This window comes from Motilimonas sp. 1_MG-2023, assembly GCF_030547455.1.
Lineage (GTDB): Bacteria > Pseudomonadota > Gammaproteobacteria > Enterobacterales > CBDFNC01 > Motilimonas.
The window spans coordinates 18894-35402 of record NZ_JAUOPX010000028.1 but is presented as its reverse complement, the minus strand read 5'-3'; the positions used below and the strand labels follow the sequence as shown (position 1 = coordinate 35402).

16 protein-coding genes and 1 riboswitch are annotated in these 16509 nt (G+C 47.5%); of the genes, 1 reads left to right on the top strand and 15 read right to left on the bottom strand.

All coding sequences use genetic code 11. From position 1 onward, the window contains the following. Window positions 1–66: 66 nt before the first annotated feature. From cobJ to Q4519_RS14435, 15 genes are all read right to left on the bottom strand, one after another. On the bottom strand, window positions 67–876 hold the full coding sequence (gene cobJ / locus Q4519_RS14505; RefSeq protein WP_232801772.1) for a precorrin-3B C(17)-methyltransferase: 810 nt from the start codon (window positions 874–876) through the stop codon (window positions 67–69). After that, the gene (locus Q4519_RS14500; protein ID WP_303513413.1) at window positions 873–1694 is read right to left on the bottom strand and encodes a cobalamin biosynthesis protein; all 822 of its coding nucleotides are present in this window, start codon (window positions 1692–1694) and stop codon (window positions 873–875) included. The genes cobJ and Q4519_RS14500 overlap by 4 nt, the downstream gene beginning before the upstream one ends. Beyond that, complete coding sequence (gene cobI, locus Q4519_RS14495) at window positions 1687–2436, bottom strand: precorrin-2 C(20)-methyltransferase (RefSeq protein ID WP_303513410.1); 750 nt, start codon at window positions 2434–2436, stop codon at window positions 1687–1689. Before cobI ends, Q4519_RS14500 begins: the two co-directional genes overlap by 8 nt. Beyond that, complete coding sequence (gene cbiE / locus Q4519_RS14490) at window positions 2433–3755, bottom strand: precorrin-6y C5,15-methyltransferase (decarboxylating) subunit CbiE (protein WP_303513408.1); 1323 nt, start codon at window positions 3753–3755, stop codon at window positions 2433–2435. Before cbiE ends, cobI begins: the two co-directional genes overlap by 4 nt. After that, on the bottom strand, window positions 3755–4441 hold the full coding sequence (locus tag Q4519_RS14485; protein ID WP_303513406.1) for a precorrin-8X methylmutase: 687 nt from the start codon (window positions 4439–4441) through the stop codon (window positions 3755–3757). Before Q4519_RS14485 ends, cbiE begins: the two co-directional genes overlap by 1 nt. Then, window positions 4434–5270 carry a precorrin-6A/cobalt-precorrin-6A reductase gene (locus Q4519_RS14480; protein ID WP_303513404.1) on the bottom strand — a complete coding sequence of 279 codons (837 nt, stop codon included), beginning with the start codon at window positions 5268–5270 and terminating at the stop codon, window positions 4434–4436. Before Q4519_RS14480 ends, Q4519_RS14485 begins: the two co-directional genes overlap by 8 nt. Next, a complete protein-coding gene (locus tag Q4519_RS14475; RefSeq protein WP_303513402.1) occupies window positions 5267–6424 on the bottom strand; it encodes a cobalt-precorrin-5B (C(1))-methyltransferase in 1158 nt (385 codons plus the stop codon). The genes Q4519_RS14480 and Q4519_RS14475 overlap by 4 nt, the downstream gene beginning before the upstream one ends. A 4-nt stretch (window positions 6425–6428) precedes the next feature. Next, on the bottom strand, window positions 6429–7826 hold the full coding sequence (locus Q4519_RS14470; protein ID WP_303513400.1) for a cobyrinate a,c-diamide synthase: 1398 nt from the start codon (window positions 7824–7826) through the stop codon (window positions 6429–6431). Between the two features lie 21 nt (window positions 7827–7847). Beyond that, window positions 7848–9716: an AAA family ATPase gene (locus Q4519_RS14465; RefSeq protein ID WP_303513398.1), complete on the bottom strand. Its 1869-nt coding sequence runs from the start codon at window positions 9714–9716 to the stop codon at window positions 7848–7850. Then, window positions 9717–10430, bottom strand: a complete 714-nt coding sequence (locus tag Q4519_RS14460) for an energy-coupling factor ABC transporter ATP-binding protein (RefSeq protein ID WP_232801763.1) — start codon at window positions 10428–10430, stop codon at window positions 9717–9719. Then, complete coding sequence (cbiQ, locus tag Q4519_RS14455; RefSeq protein ID WP_232801762.1) at window positions 10421–11209, bottom strand: cobalt ECF transporter T component CbiQ; 789 nt, start codon at window positions 11207–11209, stop codon at window positions 10421–10423. The genes Q4519_RS14460 and cbiQ overlap by 10 nt, the downstream gene beginning before the upstream one ends. Further along, window positions 11206–11784, bottom strand: coding sequence for a hypothetical protein (locus Q4519_RS14450; protein ID WP_303513393.1), 579 nt, complete (start codon window positions 11782–11784; stop codon window positions 11206–11208). Before Q4519_RS14450 ends, cbiQ begins: the two co-directional genes overlap by 4 nt. Then, on the bottom strand, window positions 11781–12410 hold the full coding sequence (gene cbiM / locus Q4519_RS14445; RefSeq protein ID WP_303513390.1) for a cobalt transporter CbiM: 630 nt from the start codon (window positions 12408–12410) through the stop codon (window positions 11781–11783). Before cbiM ends, Q4519_RS14450 begins: the two co-directional genes overlap by 4 nt. A 187-nt stretch (window positions 12411–12597) precedes the next feature. After that, window positions 12598–13431, bottom strand: coding sequence for a DUF4198 domain-containing protein (locus Q4519_RS14440; RefSeq protein WP_303513388.1), 834 nt, complete (start codon window positions 13429–13431; stop codon window positions 12598–12600). 126 nt (window positions 13432–13557) lie between these two features. Further along, window positions 13558–13800: riboswitch (cobalamin riboswitch) on the bottom strand. A 150-nt stretch (window positions 13801–13950) separates the two neighbouring features. Then, complete coding sequence (locus Q4519_RS14435) at window positions 13951–15597, bottom strand: methyl-accepting chemotaxis protein (protein WP_303513386.1); 1647 nt, start codon at window positions 15595–15597, stop codon at window positions 13951–13953. A gap of 150 nt (window positions 15598–15747) precedes the next feature. Here Q4519_RS14435 and Q4519_RS14430 point away from each other — a divergent pair, with 150 nt between their 5' ends. Beyond that, window positions 15748–16506 carry a potassium channel family protein gene (locus Q4519_RS14430; RefSeq protein WP_303513383.1) on the top strand — a complete coding sequence of 253 codons (759 nt, stop codon included), beginning with the start codon at window positions 15748–15750 and terminating at the stop codon, window positions 16504–16506. The last annotated feature ends 3 nt before the right edge of the window (window positions 16507–16509 follow it).

Genomic DNA, 16509 nt, shown 5'->3' with positions numbered 1-16509 from the left:
GAAAAAGACATTTTGCTACGAAACAATCTCTCTTCTAGCCATTAATTACTTCGCTATCTATGCCTATTACAGCTTTTTCTTATAGCCTCTAGGGGTATATACCCACTCTTTCTCACCGTTCACTATGTGGCGCGATTCACTGTTGCCAACACTGACTAAAGTGAACATATCCACGTCTTTGGCATCGAGCTGATCCAACGTGATAATACGAATATGCTCATCGGGGCGTGTTAGCTGGCGACCAATTAACACAGGTGTCGAGGCGGGGCGATATTGCAATAAAATGTCGCGCGCGGTGTTTAACTGCCAATCGCGCTTTTTCGATACCGGATTGTAAAACGACACCACAAAATCCCCCGAACCTGCGCTATGAATGCGCTTTTCGATGGTCTGCCAAGGCGTCAATAAATCCGACAAACTGATGGTACAAAAATCATGGCCTAGCATAGCGCCGACGCGGCTTGCCCCCGCTTGCATCGCTGAAATACCGGGGATCACTTCAATCTCCACATCCAACCATTGCGGTGAGTTTTCTTGGCCTGATAACTGTAAATCCAGCAACTCAAACACTAAGGTCGCCATCGCATAAATGCCAATGTCACCGCTGGAAATCAACGCGGTTGCTTTTCCGCTGGCAGCTAAATCAAGGGCTAGGCGGGCGCGGCCAATTTCTTCTCCCAAGGGCAGATCGTGGTGAATTTTGCCTTGGCACACTGCGCCTAGTAAATCCAAGTACAAACCATAAGCGACCAAGTCACTGCTGGCTTGAATCGCAGCTAACGCCCGTGGCGCCACTAATTCACTGTCGCCTGGGCCGGTGCCAACCACGAACAACTTGCCTTTTGGTTTATCGATTGGATTTGCTAGCTTACTCATAAGGTTGAATTCTCTTGTGATACTTGAAGGGGGTAAGCCCGCGCAATGGCGCAGGTGGCTTTGCTGGTTTTATGTTTGATTAATACTAATTCGGCTTGATCATTCGCTTGCAGCTGCGCCTGCATTAATGCTGCTGATTCCGCGACACCATAAACGCCAACAGTGTTAAAAATATACTCAGATTTCGAATCAAGCAGGTGTTCAACTTGACGCAGAGCAGCAGCCGAAAACGTTATAAATGGCTTGTCTAGCTTTTTAGCTAGACTTATCAGTCCAGCTTCATCATGTTTAATATCTATGCTAGTAATGGCACTAACTTGCGCTAACGATAAGCCTGCTTTATCTAAACAGGCGAGTAACAGGCTTTCTAGCTCAACTTCGGGGCAATGCCGCTCGCAGCCCATGCCAACGGTATAAATTGGCGCGAGGTACGGCTTTGCCGTCGTTTGTACTAGCTGAGCAGCTTGTTTACCTGCTTGGCACAATTGATTTAATAACGCCACCACCTCACTGGCAAACTGATTAGCACCACCTTCGTGGCCAGACAAAAGTGGGATAACAAACTGCCCTAACTCATCCAGTACCAACACCGGCGGATCGCTTAACTTATCTTGTAACACCGGCGCTAAGGTACGCACCACGATGCCAGTAGCACAGATAAAAATCAGACTATGGCCTTGCACAAACGCTTGTTGCACTGTGTGCGCAAACGGCTTGGGCTTGTAATAAATGTCACAAGCTTGTTTAGCCGCTAACATACCAGCCAGCTCCTTGGCTAATTGATGTCCCGTTTCGGTGAGGGTGATAATTTTAATCATTTATCACCTCTACCGAACCAGCACTCTGGCCACGATGCTGACGCTGATTTGACGTGACGATAAACAAAGAAAAATACGGCCCAACTTCACGTGGTAGCAAAGCAACATTGGGCTCAAGCCACTGATTATCGCGGCCAACATACTCTAAATACTGCGCCTGCTCGATTCGTCCCGTAGCCTCAAGGGCCGCCAAAATTTTCACTCTGGCTTGCCCCGCCTTCATGATCACCACACTATCATGCTCAAGTAACGCGGCTTGCAACTTCGCCTGAGCATGACGACCACTGAGCACAGCGAATGACTCGCTCAGCATGGTTAACGGATGCACTAAAGTGGCCGCCGCAGCATTGATGGATGAAATACCCGGAATAACTTGGCAGCTAAAACGATCTTTAATTCTGTCGAGTAAATAAGTAAATGAGCCAAAAAATAGCGGGTCACCCTCACACAAAAAAGCCACCGATTTCCCCTGCGCTAACTGCGCACAAATTGCCGCTGCGCCAAGATCGTAAGCTTGATTCGCTAAGGTGCGATCGGTTAAAAAAGGCATAGGGATAGGCAATAATTGTTGCTGTTCACGGGGCTGAACAAACGCTTCTCGAGCTATCTTTTTTGCTTGCGATTCACCCTTATCATTAACCAAAAAACACACCACATCGGCGCGTTCAATGCAGCGCAGCGCTTTTAAGGTGAGCAGCTCTGGATCGCCGGGGCCAACGCCAACGCCGTAAAAAACACTCATAAATTGACATCCTTTGTTAGCGCTGGCGCAGGGTTAGCAACTTTAATAAAACTAAACAAGCTCACCGCTAGGTTCGGGCGATACACCAGCTGCCCCACTAAGCGTTCGCCTTTATTCACTGCAATTTGCACTGTTTCAGCTGAGCAATCTTGCGCGTCATCACGTAGTTGGAAAAACTCAACACATTGACAACGAGTGCGCTCCATCACTGCGCTCACCACTAATTGGCCTTGCTCGGGTAAATTCGCCCAGACTTGCTCAAGTAACGTGGCCAATTCACCATCACTACCACCAATAAACACCTTGTTTGGCGCCGCTAATTCGGTTTGTGTAAACACCTGTGGAGCTCGGCCAAACACAGTGTCAAGATTAGTCACCACGCCAAAGCGCTCGCGGTTTTGTTGCAAGCAGTCAAAGCGCGCGGGGTGGTGTTCAATGGCGATCACCTTGGCCTTTGGCGTCCAGTAGCTCAGTTCAATAGCTACCGAGCCACAACCTGCGCCGATATCCCAAATCACATCCTGATGACTAGGTTGTAATAAAGACAAAATAGCCAAACGCACTTCGCGCTTGGTTAACATGCCCTTGCCTGGGCCCTTATCGGTAATAAATGCCTCGTCTTTAATACCGGGAAAACTGGGTAAATAAGTGGCTAGTCTCTGCTCGCCAGTAGCAATAAAACTTATGTGTAACGATGAGAATTCAGTTTTTACTGTTTCATCAAGTAATTGCTCAAGGCTGAATTGGCGAATGCGCTCTTGCGCATAACCGAGATCTTCTAATACCGTGATTTGCGCTTGGGTAAAACCCAACGCCTGACATTGCTGCGCTAAATGCAGCGGCTGACTTTGGCCATCGGTTAAGATCATAAGCTGCTGCTTAGCGCGAATAGTACTGCGCAGTTTTGCCAATGGCCGCCCATGTAAACTCAGCACATCAACATCTTGCTCGGTTAAACCAAGGCGATGACAAGCCAATTGAATGCTAGACACGCCGGCAAAATACGTCAGTTGCTCAGGCGGGTATTGGCGTGAAAACCAGCTACCGATGCCATAAAACAAAGCATCGCCCGAGGCCAACACCACCAGCTGGTCATCCTTACGCGCTTGGCTAAATAGCTGATCTAGTGCTGCCCTTAGCTGGTTGAACTTGGGCAACTCAAGGCTCTGAGAATCTAAGCTAAGTAAAGACTGCACCGTCGCGATTTGCCTCGCCGAGCCCATCACCCAAGTAGCTTGCTGCAACGCTTGCTGCGCTTGTGGGGTTAAGCAAGCTTGCTCGCTCGCACCCAAACCTATGATATTAATAGGCACAAGCATCAGTAACGCTCGCCATGATTACAACGCAACAGGGCATTACAACTGGCGCTGGATACCGCGCTACCACCTTCACGGCCCAGCAAGGTAATACATTCAATACCTAGATCTTGGTGTAAATGCCATAAGGCTTGTTTTGATTCTGCCGCGCCGACAAAGCCAACTGGCATGCCAATAATTAACGCGGGTTTCGGTGCGCCTTGTTGCAACATTTCTAACAGCCGAAACAGCGCCGTGGGCGCATTACCTATCACCACCACACTGCCAGTAAGGTGAGGCCGCCATAATTCCAATGCCGCCATGGTGCGAGTTTCGCCGCGCAACTTAGCCAGTTCAGCCACTTCGGGATGATTTAAAAAACACAGTGGCGGCTCAGAAATCATGCGTTTGGTGATGCCCTGTTTCACCATTTCCACATCGCATAAAATGGCATTATTACTTGCTAGTGCAGCCATACCCGCAACACATGCCTTGGCGCTAAAACGCACTTGCGGGGCTAAATGCACGAGTCCTAAACTATGAACAATGCGCATCACAACTTGTTGCTCGGTCGCATCAAAGGCAGAGAGATCCGTTAATTCTCGGATCAACTGAAAGCTTTTCTGCTCAATGGCGACGGGATCCTGAATGTAATCAAATCCAGCCTCATTGCGAGGTTCATTTAATAAATGACTAATAGTATTAGGCATCACTGGCTTCCTGCTTTGATGATGGCGTTGATAAATGTTCACTCAACCAAGCCTGCACAGCGTAGATACATGCTGCTGGCTCGGTAAATTGTTGGTTTGCTTTGGCCAATACTGGCCGCTGGTGCATTAACACTGGTATTTGCGCTTCGCGCGCAGCAACTAACTTGGCATAAGTCGCGGCGCCACCGCTGTTTTTACTGATTAGGCAATCGATTTGATATTGTTGGAATAAATCACGCTCATCACTAAATGTGAAAGGGCCAATAGCATGGATCCACACCACGTTATCTGCTAATTCGAGGTCTGGTTTAACTGCGGTGCGCAGCACAACCAACTGACACGCTCGGCTCAAGCTATTAAGATCCTCTTGGCTAATACGCCCAGCACTGACAAATACGCGCTGATAACACTGAGCCTGAATAAGTAAAGCGGCCCAATCACGAAATTCATGCCAATCATCATCTTGATGTTTAGGCCAATCAAGGCGATGAAAACGCCAGCAAGGAATGTCCAGTCCATTGGCCGCTTGCACTGCGGTATTACTCATTTGAGCGGCAAAGGGATGGGTGATATCTAGAATAAGTTGTACATTGCGGGCTTGGCAAAAAGCACTCAAACCGCCCAAGGCACTAAAACCACCAACGAGAATTTCACAGTCTAATGCGGGCCGACGCACTAACCCCGCAACACTATAAATCACTGGTACGCCAAGCTCGGTTAAGGCTGCAGCCATTTTTCGGCCATCAGCGGTGCCGCCTAAAATAAGTACCTTCATTTTAACGCCCTTATTTAAGCTAAGTTTTTGAGTGCGAAACACATCATTTTTCATTGCTGTATCCCATTATCAGAGCTGAGGTTATGAATCCAATTAGGATTGCCTAACATCACCGCTAAACCCTTCGAACAAGCAATAAACTGACCGCGCCTGTTCACCGCCCACACCTCAATCTCAACGGGATCGGTGACCACAGATTGGGCAAATTGCTGCGCCAGTACACACATAGCATGAGCTAAATCGATGCCTTGTTGCTGACATAATTTCAGTACCTCGATACTCGTATTGGCACCTAAAATAGCTTGCTGTAATGTTTCATCAGCGCCAAGGGAAGCGGCAACACTTGCCATATGCGGAAAATCGATGCTGGATACGCGACTGTTTAAATCCAAGTGGCCGTTAGCCAATTTAGTGATCTTACCAAAGCCGCCCGACACACTGAGTTTATGGATCTTACCTTTACGCAAATACTTCAATAGCGCGCCAGCAAAATCGCCCATTTCAATAAGGGCTATTTCCGGTAACTGGTAATACTCGGCAATCGCCGCTTCACTGCCACTGCCAGTGCTGGCGGCAATGTGGCGGTAACCATTGGTTGAAGCAACATCAACACCTTGATGAATTGAAGCTATGTAAGCTGCACATGAATAAGGCCGAACTATGCCAGTGGTACCTAAAATGGACAAACCACCGACTATACCAAGGCGCGGGTTCATGGTTTTTTGCGCCAACTCTTCGCCTTTCTCCACCCCGACATGCACAGCAAAGCCGCCTTGGTATTGATAGGTTTGTGCAAAATGAAGCAAGTGTTCGACCATCATTTTACGTGGTACCGGATTAATGGCGGGCTCACCAATGGTTAAGGCCAAACCATCTCGGGTAACCGTGCCCACGCCTGCTGCCGCATAAAATTGCACGCCTGCGCGGGGCGTTAGATACAGTTCAACAAAAATCAACGCGCCGTGAGTGACGTCAGGATCGTCACCCGCATCTTTGATGGTGGCGGTGCGCATCCCCTGATCAAGTGCTTGGTAGCTCTCTATCTGCAAGCTCACCACTTGACCTCGCGGTAAATTAATATCAACCGCAGCTTCTTTTTTGCCTGTAAGTAGCGCACGCGCCGCCGCCACACAACAAGCGGTAGCACAAGTACCAGTGGTTAAACCGTTGCGAAGGGGGGCTGGCTGCTCTGCGCTTTCTGGCCACATAAAGTTACCCTAACCCCAGTTTAATCGGCTCGTTAAAAGCCCCAAGAAAAAGGGCGGCAACAGCGGTTGGATTAGCAGGAAAAAACAAGTGTAAATAACTGGCGGTGAGTTTTTTACTGCGATAAATCGCCTCACCATCGGCACTGTGGCGCTGACGCTGACAATAAGCCAGCGGCGTATCTGTACCTTGCGAGCGAGATCTATGATGGGCGTGACCGCGAATATCCCCTTCAGGCAGCAAAGCGGTTTGCATTCCTTGGCAGCCGCGCTTACCACGCATTAAACCTTGGCCAGCAAGTAGGCCTAACATAGGCCACATTTGCTCATCTAGGTCAGTCAATGATTCTAAGCAATATAAAAAACCGCCACACTCAGCCAAAATCGGCTTATTGGCGTGATAAAAACCTTTAATGGCTTGGTGCATTAATTGGTTACTTGAAAGCGCCTGGGTATGCAGTTCAGGATAGCCGCCAGGTAACCACAAGGCGTCCACTTCGGGTGGTAAGCAGGTATCGTTAAGCGGCGAGAAAAAAGCGAGCTGCGCGCCCATTTGCTCAAGCAAAGCAAGATTAGCATCGTAGATAAAGCTAAACGCAGCGTCGCGCGCAATGCCAATCCGCACTTGGTCTAGTGTTTTTGGTACTTGCTCAATCACGGCAAGCTCAGCGTCAGCAACGGGATAAAACGCTACCTGATGGGCAAGGCTAAATAAGTCAACCTTCGCGCCACTTTGCTTGGCTCGCGCAGCGCCATCCACCAGCCACTGACAACCTAATTCAAAAATGGGCTCAAGTTGCTCATACACCTCTTGCGCTTGCACTAAACCCAAATGACGCTCAGGTAAGGCAACTGTCGGCTCATTAGCTAAACAAGCTAACAGTGGCACGTCATCAGGCAGGGCTTGTTGGATCAGCTCTGCGTGGCGCGCGGTGCTGCAGTTATTGGCAATTAAGCCTAAGGTTTGGTAGTCATCGCGATAACGCGCTAATCCAGTAGCAATCGCCGCAGCAGTTTGCGCCATGCCTTTTACGTCCATCACCATGGCAATGGGAATATTAAAGCGCGCCGCTAGATCGGCGCTGGAAGGATCACCATCAAACATGCCCATCGCGCCTTCAACTAAGATCAAATCAGCCACTTGCGCGGCGGCAAATAATTGTTGCTGACACCACGCCTCGCCCGCCATCCATAAATCGAGTTGCACCACGGGTTGACCACTGGCTTGGGCTAAAATTTGTGGATCTAAATAATCTGGGCCAGTTTTAAAGACCCGCACCACCTTACCTTGATTAGTAAAATAACGCGCCAATGCGGCGGTGATGGTGGTTTTACCTTGGCCTGATGCCGGCGCAGCTAAAAATAGTGCTGGCACAGAAATTGAGCGTTCGTTTATCGGATTCATATTCATCGCCATCGTCATCGATTATGCCTGCAGCGCTAAATAATGCGCCCCCAATTGCTGAGCCAAGACGGGGCCGCGACCGCGCTTTATTTGCCCTGGGTTTGCGCCCTTTTCGGTATCAAGCCAATAGGTTGTGGCGCCAAGGCGAATATCATCAAGCTGAGCGCGACTGCGACCATCACTAATGACGTAACAAATCACTTGCAACAAGGGCTGAGTACGAGCTTGGCGAGCGATATATTGCTGAGCATGAGCGAGGGCTTCACGCAGCGGAGTGCCCCCCGCCAGCTGAATTTGATTGAGGGTACCAAGCACAGATTTAGGCGCTCTGCCCGCTTTAAGCCATTGCTTTATTTGCTGATTGCCAAAACTAAATAAGGCCAACTGCGCCCGCGAGCAATAAGCAGCATGAGCAATATCAACACAAGCAGCTTTGGCTAATGCGCTCACTTTGGCGCTGATAGTCGAGGCCGAACTATCGAGTAGAAGCAAGTGCAACTGCGACGCGCCTTGTGACTGTGGTCTGCGAAATAACCGCTGCGGTGGCCACGCCTTGGCGCTGAACTTGAAATGCTGGCCCAGCGTCGCAAACCAGTTGATGGCGCCCGCTGAACCGTTTTGCTTATTGCGGCCATCTCTATGCCCCATGACGCCATAACTGTGTTTCGCGCTGTGCTGTAGTCGAGCTTGCTTAACTGAGGCGCGAGCAGATTGCGCATTAACCTTGGTCGTTATCTGTTTTAATTGCGATGCGCTAATCACATTATGGGCTAATGGCGGCAATGCCACTTGCACTTCACTCATTTGCCCCCAATCACCTGCGCGAGCCTTGCTTTCCCCAGGGGGCGCTTTACCTTGCGGCGATGAAAGCGGATCTTTACTTGCCGAGCTGCTCTCTTTAGTTGAATCAGGACGCTTAAATGTGGATTGCGGCGCTGAATTTTGCTCAGACGGCACCTCGCCTTCCCCGTTAGACGAGCCATTTGTTGAACTATTCTCTGAGCCGTTAGCATCATTATTGTCATGACGGCGATGAGCGAGTACAAACGGAGCCACCACCGCGATATCAGTTTCATTTACCGTAACTCGCCCTTGCCAGGCAGCATGAGCACCAGCAGCTCGGTGCATCACAATGTCAGCGCGCATACCATCTACTTGCGCATCCATACAACGCTGAGCGATACAAATACGTGCTTTTTGATCGCAGCGCACATCGGCTAAGATTTGCTGGGCCGATTGAATTTGCTGCTTAAGAGTCTGTTGTTGGCTTTGGTATTGAACAATAAAGCTGTCGGGATCAGCTTCAAAGGCTTCACGCGCGGCGACAATGGCAATGCGCTGCTCAAGGGTAAATTGATTATCAAGACTCACCATTAAACCAAAGCGGTCTTGCAGCTGAGGGCGTAATTCCCCTTCTTCCGGATTCATGGTGCCAATTAAAGTAAAACGCGCTGCGTGACTTTGGCTAATACCATCGCGTTCAATGTGGTTCACGCCACTGGCCGCCACATCCAATAATTGGTCGACTAAGCTGTCGGGCAATAAATTCACTTCATCACAATATAGAATACCGCCGTTGGCTTTATGTAGAAGCCCCGGCTTTAGCACTACTTCACGTTTATTTATTACCTGCTGCAGATCTAAACTACCAATCAGCATTTCCTCACTGGCACCGAGGGGTAAATTAACAAAAGGAATAACCTGTTGCTGCGGTGCAGGCAACACCCCCACCAGTGCCCGGGCAAGAGTGGATTTGGCACAGCCCCTTGGCCCCGCCACTAACACACCACCGATGGCAGGATTAATAGCAGCTAAAATCAACGCCAACTTAAATTCGGATTGACCTTGTACGGCGCAAAAAGGAAATTGAGACAAGGTAAGTTGCGTCATTTAAGCCACCTTTTCCGTCTTTTCCGTTAACTCTGTAGCGCTTTTGTAATCACTATCACTTAATTTACCGCTAGTTAACACCACACTGCGGGTGCTGATTTGCGCCAAAAAGTCGTGATCATGAGACACAATCAACATCGCCTGCGGCAAGCCTTTTAAGGTGTCGATTAAGCGCTGACGCGCCGCTGTATCTAAGGCGTTAGTTGGCTCATCGAGTAACAACACCTTGGGCGTCATAGCCAATACACTGGCTAGACTAATCATGCGTTTTTCGCCGCCAGAAAGCTGGTGAGTAATACGACAGGCAAAATGTTCTAAGCCTAATTGATGCAGCACTTGCTCGGCGCGCAGCTTAGCTTCAATGCGGCTAAACCCCAGATTTAACGGACCAAACATCACATCTTCTAATACCGTGGGGCAAAATAATTGATCGTCAGGATCTTGAAATAAAAACCCTGCTTGAGCACGTACATCAACAAAGGATTTTTCGCTATCGCGCGCCGTGCCAAATGCAATAACCTGGCCTACTAGTGGCTTTTTCAAACCCACTAATAAATGTAATAGCGTGGTTTTACCTGCCCCATTATCACCCATCAACGCCACCCGTTCGCCTTGATAGAGCGAAAAATTAACCTGGTCTAACACCGCTGGACGCCTTGGGTAAGCAAAGCTCACCTTATCCAAAGCCAGTAATGGTACGTTATTTATTTCCATATAAAATTCATCCCAATCAAGATGGTGAGACTGAACAGAGCTAAACCAACAAACAGGCGATCCCTGCGTTGCCATTGCATCTCATGATGCAGGTATAACTTGCCTTGATAGCCTCGGCATTTCATGGCATTAAAAATACGCTCGGAGCGCTCCAATGAATGAATTAATAACATGCCGATTAAGTAACCTATGGTGCGCCAAGTGTGGCAATTACAACCCATAACAAACGCCCGCGCCCGCATCGCAAGGCGCATTCGCGCGTATTCTTGATTGATCACATCGAGATAACGCAAGGTAAATAACATTAAATGCACTAACTTTTCCGGCACTTTTAATTTGGCAAGACTTTGCGCCAACACCACTGGGCTTAGGGTCCCGACCAAGGCTAGCAACATTAGCATCACGCCATTGGCTTTGAGCGCTATCATCAGCCCATGCTCTAGTCCTTGCCAACTGGCGCTAAGGCCAAAACCTTGCCAAATTGGCGTACCCGGCGTGGTAAAAGGCAATAAGAAGATCAAACAGATCATAAAGAGATCCATCGCCAGCATGCGCTTAAAGGTACGTCGTAAATCGAGTCTAGCTAACATCGCGACCAATAAAGCCACACCTAGGCCGGTAATCAACGGCAAAAACACTTGGCTCAATACCAACACAAAAGCAAACCCGAAGGCAGCTAACACCCGTAAGCTAGGATCGAGTAAGTCCACTACCGAGTCTTGGTGCGATAAACTTTGCCCGCGCCATGAGGTGGCGCTGTGATCCAATAATTGGCTCATACTTTGGCCGACTGGCGATAACGAAAATACATGCCCAGCCCAACTAAACCTAAGATGTAGCCTAAACCGCCTAATATATCGGTGAGACCACGCTGCGCTTGCAGGGCGGCGATTTCTTTGCGCAACGGAGTAACTTGCTTGGCGACTGCACGTTCAACCAGATTGGCAATAACGTGAGGGTTTTGTTCAAAACTGGGACGTTTTTCTGCTCTGGTGTCACTCAATGCCGAAGTTTGTGGCGCTATCTGAGTTAGCCCTAGACCATCAGGTAATTCATTGGCGGGCAGCGTTAAATTTAAAACATGTCCAGCGCCTAGCTCAATATGAAAATGGTGGTCTTGCTGCTGCGTAGCCTGAAACTGAAATATACCTTGATCGTCAATTATAGTGCTGCCAAGGGGATGGCTTTGCGCATCAGTGATAGTAACCACCGTGCCTTCATGAGCCATATCACCATTGGAAAAACCCGCTTCGCCTTCGATTAAGCTACCAATGGCATAAACGCCACCCACCACTTTATGAGCATGTACTGACGTAATAAAACCAGCCAATAAGATTGCAATGAATAGCTTCATCTTACCTCCTGCAACCTTGGTTGCGCTTTAACACCCAATAATTCAGGTTTAACTTTATGTAATAAATACACCGCAGCACCAGAAACAAAACCTTCAATTAACATCACAGGAACATGGGCTGGTAAGGTGGCCTTTGCCACTAAAATAAAGGCATCGCCAGAAAGAGCCAAAGCGCCCGCCACCAGCAAGCTGGTAATAGCCACGGCGCCAGCGCCACCTATCGCGCCCCAAATAGCCGCTCGATTACTGCTACCAGAGCGTATCCCCCAATAGCAAATGGCATACATAATGAGACCGGGAATCGCTATATTGAAAGTGTTAACCCCCAGTACTAGCACGCCACCAAAGCCAAAAAATACCGCTTGTAAAATAAGCGCGACAAACAAAGCTGGAAACGCCGCCCAGCCTAAAACAATGCCAATTAAGCCATTCATGATCAGGTGAACACTGGTAAACCCTAAGGGCAAATGGATGTAAGAAGCGATAAAAAATACCGCCGACAACATGCCCACTTGTGGCAAGTTATCGTAGTCCATACGTTTTAACCCAATGCCTACGCCAATGGCGGTTAACACGCCCCCCAGAGCTAAAACGGGTATTGAGAGCGCGCCATCAACTATGTGCATATTTTTCCTTTGCCTGCATGTAGACATAGAAAAGGGGCTATTTCTTCGCAAAACCGCAGCAAGTACATCCTTGTATGCTTAGCTTTTTCATCCATGAACAAGATATTTTGCTACGAAACAATCCATTTTCTATCACTCATGCATCATTCTAAAATTAAGAACGCTGGCTTTCTTAGCCCTAACGAACCTATTTTATCGCGTGCGCTTGCACCCAGATCACAGCATCTTGCGAGAGCTCTTTACCTTGATAGGTTTTTTCTGGGCCCACCCCCAAAGCTGCGAAGCCCCATTGCCCTGCTTTTGGAATACCAAAGGTAAAAGTGCCGTTGGCGTCAGCAAATAGACTAATAGTGGTAAAAGCATCGGCTGGTGGCGTAAATGTCGCTTGCTCGGCAAATTTATTCGCGCCCATATCGGGTTGATAGTTTAAGAACTCGACTTCGATTTCGGCAAATGGCACCGACTGGCCATTGGCTTTCACCACACCGGTGAACGTACCGCCTTCATAGATGGCATAAGGCTTAGTAAGGGGCACAATTTCTGCAGGTAAACCCAGTTCGTTCGACCAATCAGTAGGTAAACTGCCTACATTGACTATGGTTTTACTGATCTGCTGAATATAAAGATTTTCTTCTTTTTCAAAATACGGCGATGGCGTTAATACGAATACATAATCACCAAGACCGCGTAAAGTCGCGCTGGCTTCATAGGCTAGACCCGTATCAACAGCACTGCTCCATTGGATCGGCTTAACTTGCTTGGTTAGGTCGGTTTTCTTACCTTTTTTAACCACATAAAAAGACTGGGGCGCATCAACGGCCATCACATGACCACTTTCAGCAGGGTGTGTAAACGGCATTTTAAAGGTGATATCACCACCTTTATCACGCAGCAAATCTGGGGTGTAAAGCATTTGAAAATGGGCGTGAGCCGAAATGGAATAACTCGTAGCCAGAGTTAATAAAGACAGACTTAGCCAACGTCCTTTCTGTTTAGCCTTAAAGCTTTTACTGGTAAACATTTTGATTCTCCGTCTGAACATTGTTTGCAGGCGGAGTTGTGGAGGAAACGATAAAACAAACGCAGTAAGCCTATTTAAGCTCACTATCATTACCATTTGGATACCGTCCGGTGAAGCCCTCCGCAACACCTAGTTAATCTATTGGTTTGGTATCCGGACTTATCAGCAGTGACTTGTATGTCACCTCAAAATGTCGCCTTCCCATCTAGTTTTAGCATTGAGCAAAAACAAAACAGTGGCCTTAGACACTTTGTTAACTGAACTACCGTTGCGGGGGCAGTGTTGGCATTGTGAGTCATAATCAACTCAGGCACCATCTTCCCAAACCGATGAAGACTTAAAAATAAAGACTCATCGGCGCTGTGCTGTTCACACAACATCCAATAGAGCGCGCACATTATCGCGGCAGCTGAATGATGTCAATTTTTGTTCGTAAATAGCGCTCAGCTCCATGTTTTTCATGACAAATAAAAAGCTCCCGAAGGAGCTTTAATAACAAAAATCACAACGTGATTGAGCTTATACTTTAAACGTCTTAATCGTCGCATCCATTGTTTGTGCATGAGCAGCAATAATGTCTGCCACTTCATTAAGCTCTTTTAATACAGTAACCGAACCTTCAACTAATTCTTTCACTTGGCTTAGATTTTCATTCATTTCAATAGCAACACCAGACTGCTGTTCAGAAGCCGTGGCAATTTGGCTATTTAGATCGGCAATGCTATGAACCTGTTCAGCAATGAAGTCAATTTTCTCCCCCGCTTGGCTAACTTGCTCAACACTGCGCTGTGCCTCATCAACACTGGTTTTCATTAAGCCAACCGCCTGACCAGCACTGGTTTGTAATTGCTCGATCATACGCTGAATTTCTACCGTCGCATCTTGGGTGCGCTGCGCCAAGTTACGTACTTCGTCGGCTACCACCGCAAAACCACGCCCTTGCTCACCGGCTCGCGCCGCTTCAATAGCCGCATTTAAAGCCAACAGGTTTGTTTGTTCGGAAATGCCACGAATGGTGTCGACCACAGTGCCAATACTCCCCACTTTACCTTCTACTTCATTTACCGCAGTTGAAGAGGCATCAATATTACTTGATAACGAACTAATAATGCCGATAGTGGCTTCAACATAACGATTACCATCAAGGGCTACCTTATTAGCATCTGTGGTTGCTGATGAAGCAATGCTAGCATTATTTGCCACTTCTTTTACTGTCGCGGCCATTTGACTCATGGCTGAAGCTAACTCATCAATTTGACCAAACTCTTCTTCTATCGAGTCTTGTACCGCTTCCATACAGATGGACAATTGCTCTGATACATCGTTTAGTTGATCGGAGGTCAATTGCTGTTCGGACAGAAGAGCTTTCCAATTACTGGCAGTTAAGCGCACCGCGGCCGCAATTTCGCCAAACTCATCTTTACTATTCAGGGTGATATTTTCACGTAAATCTTTATTCGACATTCTATTAATGCCAGAAACCAAATGCGTTACCTGTTTCGACATGGTGTTGGCAGCCCAAACCAAAATGAAGACAAATACCACCACCATAATTAAAGTTTGTAATAAACCACGCTTGATCGCGCCATAGTAAATGCTATCAACTTGCTCATGGTTAACAGCAGCGGCAATGCTCCACCCCCAAGGCTTAAACCCACGAGTATAGACTTCAAGCTCGTTACCTTGCTTAATCGCGCTAAACCCACCTTCACTTTCACCGGATGACAAACTTAACTGAGTTTGCACATTTCCCGGACTAGCGGCATCGAATACACTGGCAAGTTTTTTCCCGACCATACTCACTTGGTCAGGATAGAGTAATGCCACCCCGGCAGAGCTGCCTTGAGCAGATATCACCCAATAATGGCCATTATTACCCCAACGCATTTTATTTAAGGTATCCAAGGCGTATTGCTTGGCCTTCTCTTCTCCACCTAATTGGGCTTGGGCTTCAAATGCCCCCTTTAGCACACCATCAGCTACTGCAAGTTTTTGTTGCAGCTCACTTTGGCTTTGCAGTAGCACCTCAGAGCGAAGCTGGCTGGCGTCGAAAAACAACTTGCCCGTTAAAAGCAAGGTGCTAAACACCATTAGCAACACCATTTTTGGCATCAGCTTTACATTAGCAAATACTTGCTCTAACCAATTTAATCGAAAAGCAGTCATAGGGAACCTCGAATACGAGAAATAGAATAAAATATTATTATATTGTCAATTTATGCGTTAATTTAACTAGTCCAATGACTCCAAACTACTTGAAGTCTGTAAACTAATCGACCAAGAATATCCATACTTTAGAACTAGGTTAAAAAAAAGATGAATTCGAGCCCCACGAAAACAAAATCAGTCGGCCCCTTAGACATCGCCATGATGATTTTATCTTTAGTCACTATTACCTTAGTGCTGCTGCGAATGACCTTTGACCTAGACCAGGAAACATCAACTCTATTTTATAATTTAGATAATAGTATCTGCTATGTACTACTGGCACATTTAAGCTATGGTTTTTTAAAAGCCGATGACAAAAAACAATATCTAAAAATACACTGGATTGACTTTTTAGCGTCAATCCCGATGACAGAACACTTACGCTATGCCCGCTTACTGCAAATTGTACGTATAGCTCGCTTGCTGCAACATAAGCCCAACTTATTACACCACCTAAAGAGCCATTATCAAGAGACGACCATCGCCTCAGTTATTTTATTACTCGTGATCCTACTGGTCGCAGGCTCAACCACTATATTAATGCTCGAATCAACTGCGCCAGATGGCAACATTAAAACCGCTGGGGATGCATTTTGGTGGACAGTGGTAACAGTATCAACAGTGGGGTATGGCGACCATTACCCAGTAACAGAATGGGGTAGAACAGTCGCCATGGGACTTATCGTCTGTGGGGTGGGAACATTCGCAGCAGTAACAGGCTTAATGGCATCATTTCTTGCGCCAACTAACAAGTATGAAAATGAAGTTCATAACTATCACTTGTTGCATGAAATTCAGCAGCTAAGGGAAGAAGTAGCCAAACTTCAGCAACAACAAACGACTGGCTCAAGTAAAAAGCCAGATTAACGA

Bases quoted from the DNA above. Each gene is read 5' to 3' on its own strand.
- Q4519_RS14460 (WP_232801763.1), bottom strand. From the start codon at position 10,430: ATGGAAATAAATAACGTACCATTACTGGCTTTGGATAAGGTGAGCTTT.
- cobI (WP_303513410.1), bottom strand. From the start codon at position 2,436: ATGAGTGTTTTTTACGGCGTTGGCGTTGGCCCCGGCGATCCAGAGCTG.
- Q4519_RS14480 (WP_303513404.1), bottom strand. From the start codon at position 5,270: ATGAAAAATGATGTGTTTCGCACTCAAAAACTTAGCTTAAATAAGGGC.
- cobJ (WP_232801772.1), bottom strand. From the start codon at position 876: ATGAGTAAGCTAGCAAATCCAATCGATAAACCAAAAGGCAAGTTGTTC.
- Q4519_RS14485 (WP_303513406.1), bottom strand. From the start codon at position 4,441: ATGCCTAATACTATTAGTCATTTATTAAATGAACCTCGCAATGAGGCT.
- Q4519_RS14435 (WP_303513386.1), bottom strand. From the start codon at position 15,597: ATGACTGCTTTTCGATTAAATTGGTTAGAGCAAGTATTTGCTAATGTA.
- Q4519_RS14470 (WP_303513400.1), bottom strand. From the start codon at position 7,826: ATGAATCCGATAAACGAACGCTCAATTTCTGTGCCAGCACTATTTTTA.
- cbiM (WP_303513390.1), bottom strand. From the start codon at position 12,410: ATGCACATAGTTGATGGCGCGCTCTCAATACCCGTTTTAGCTCTGGGG.
- Q4519_RS14430 (WP_303513383.1), top strand. From the start codon at position 15,748: ATGAATTCGAGCCCCACGAAAACAAAATCAGTCGGCCCCTTAGACATC.
- Q4519_RS14500 (WP_303513413.1), bottom strand. From the start codon at position 1,694: ATGATTAAAATTATCACCCTCACCGAAACGGGACATCAATTAGCCAAG.
- Q4519_RS14440 (WP_303513388.1), bottom strand. From the start codon at position 13,431: ATGTTTACCAGTAAAAGCTTTAAGGCTAAACAGAAAGGACGTTGGCTA.
- Q4519_RS14465 (WP_303513398.1), bottom strand. From the start codon at position 9,716: ATGACGCAACTTACCTTGTCTCAATTTCCTTTTTGCGCCGTACAAGGT.
- Q4519_RS14475 (WP_303513402.1), bottom strand. From the start codon at position 6,424: ATGTGGCCAGAAAGCGCAGAGCAGCCAGCCCCCCTTCGCAACGGTTTA.
- Q4519_RS14450 (WP_303513393.1), bottom strand. From the start codon at position 11,784: ATGAAGCTATTCATTGCAATCTTATTGGCTGGTTTTATTACGTCAGTA.
- cbiQ (WP_232801762.1), bottom strand. From the start codon at position 11,209: ATGAGCCAATTATTGGATCACAGCGCCACCTCATGGCGCGGGCAAAGT.
- cbiE (WP_303513408.1), bottom strand. From the start codon at position 3,755: ATGCTTGTGCCTATTAATATCATAGGTTTGGGTGCGAGCGAGCAAGCT.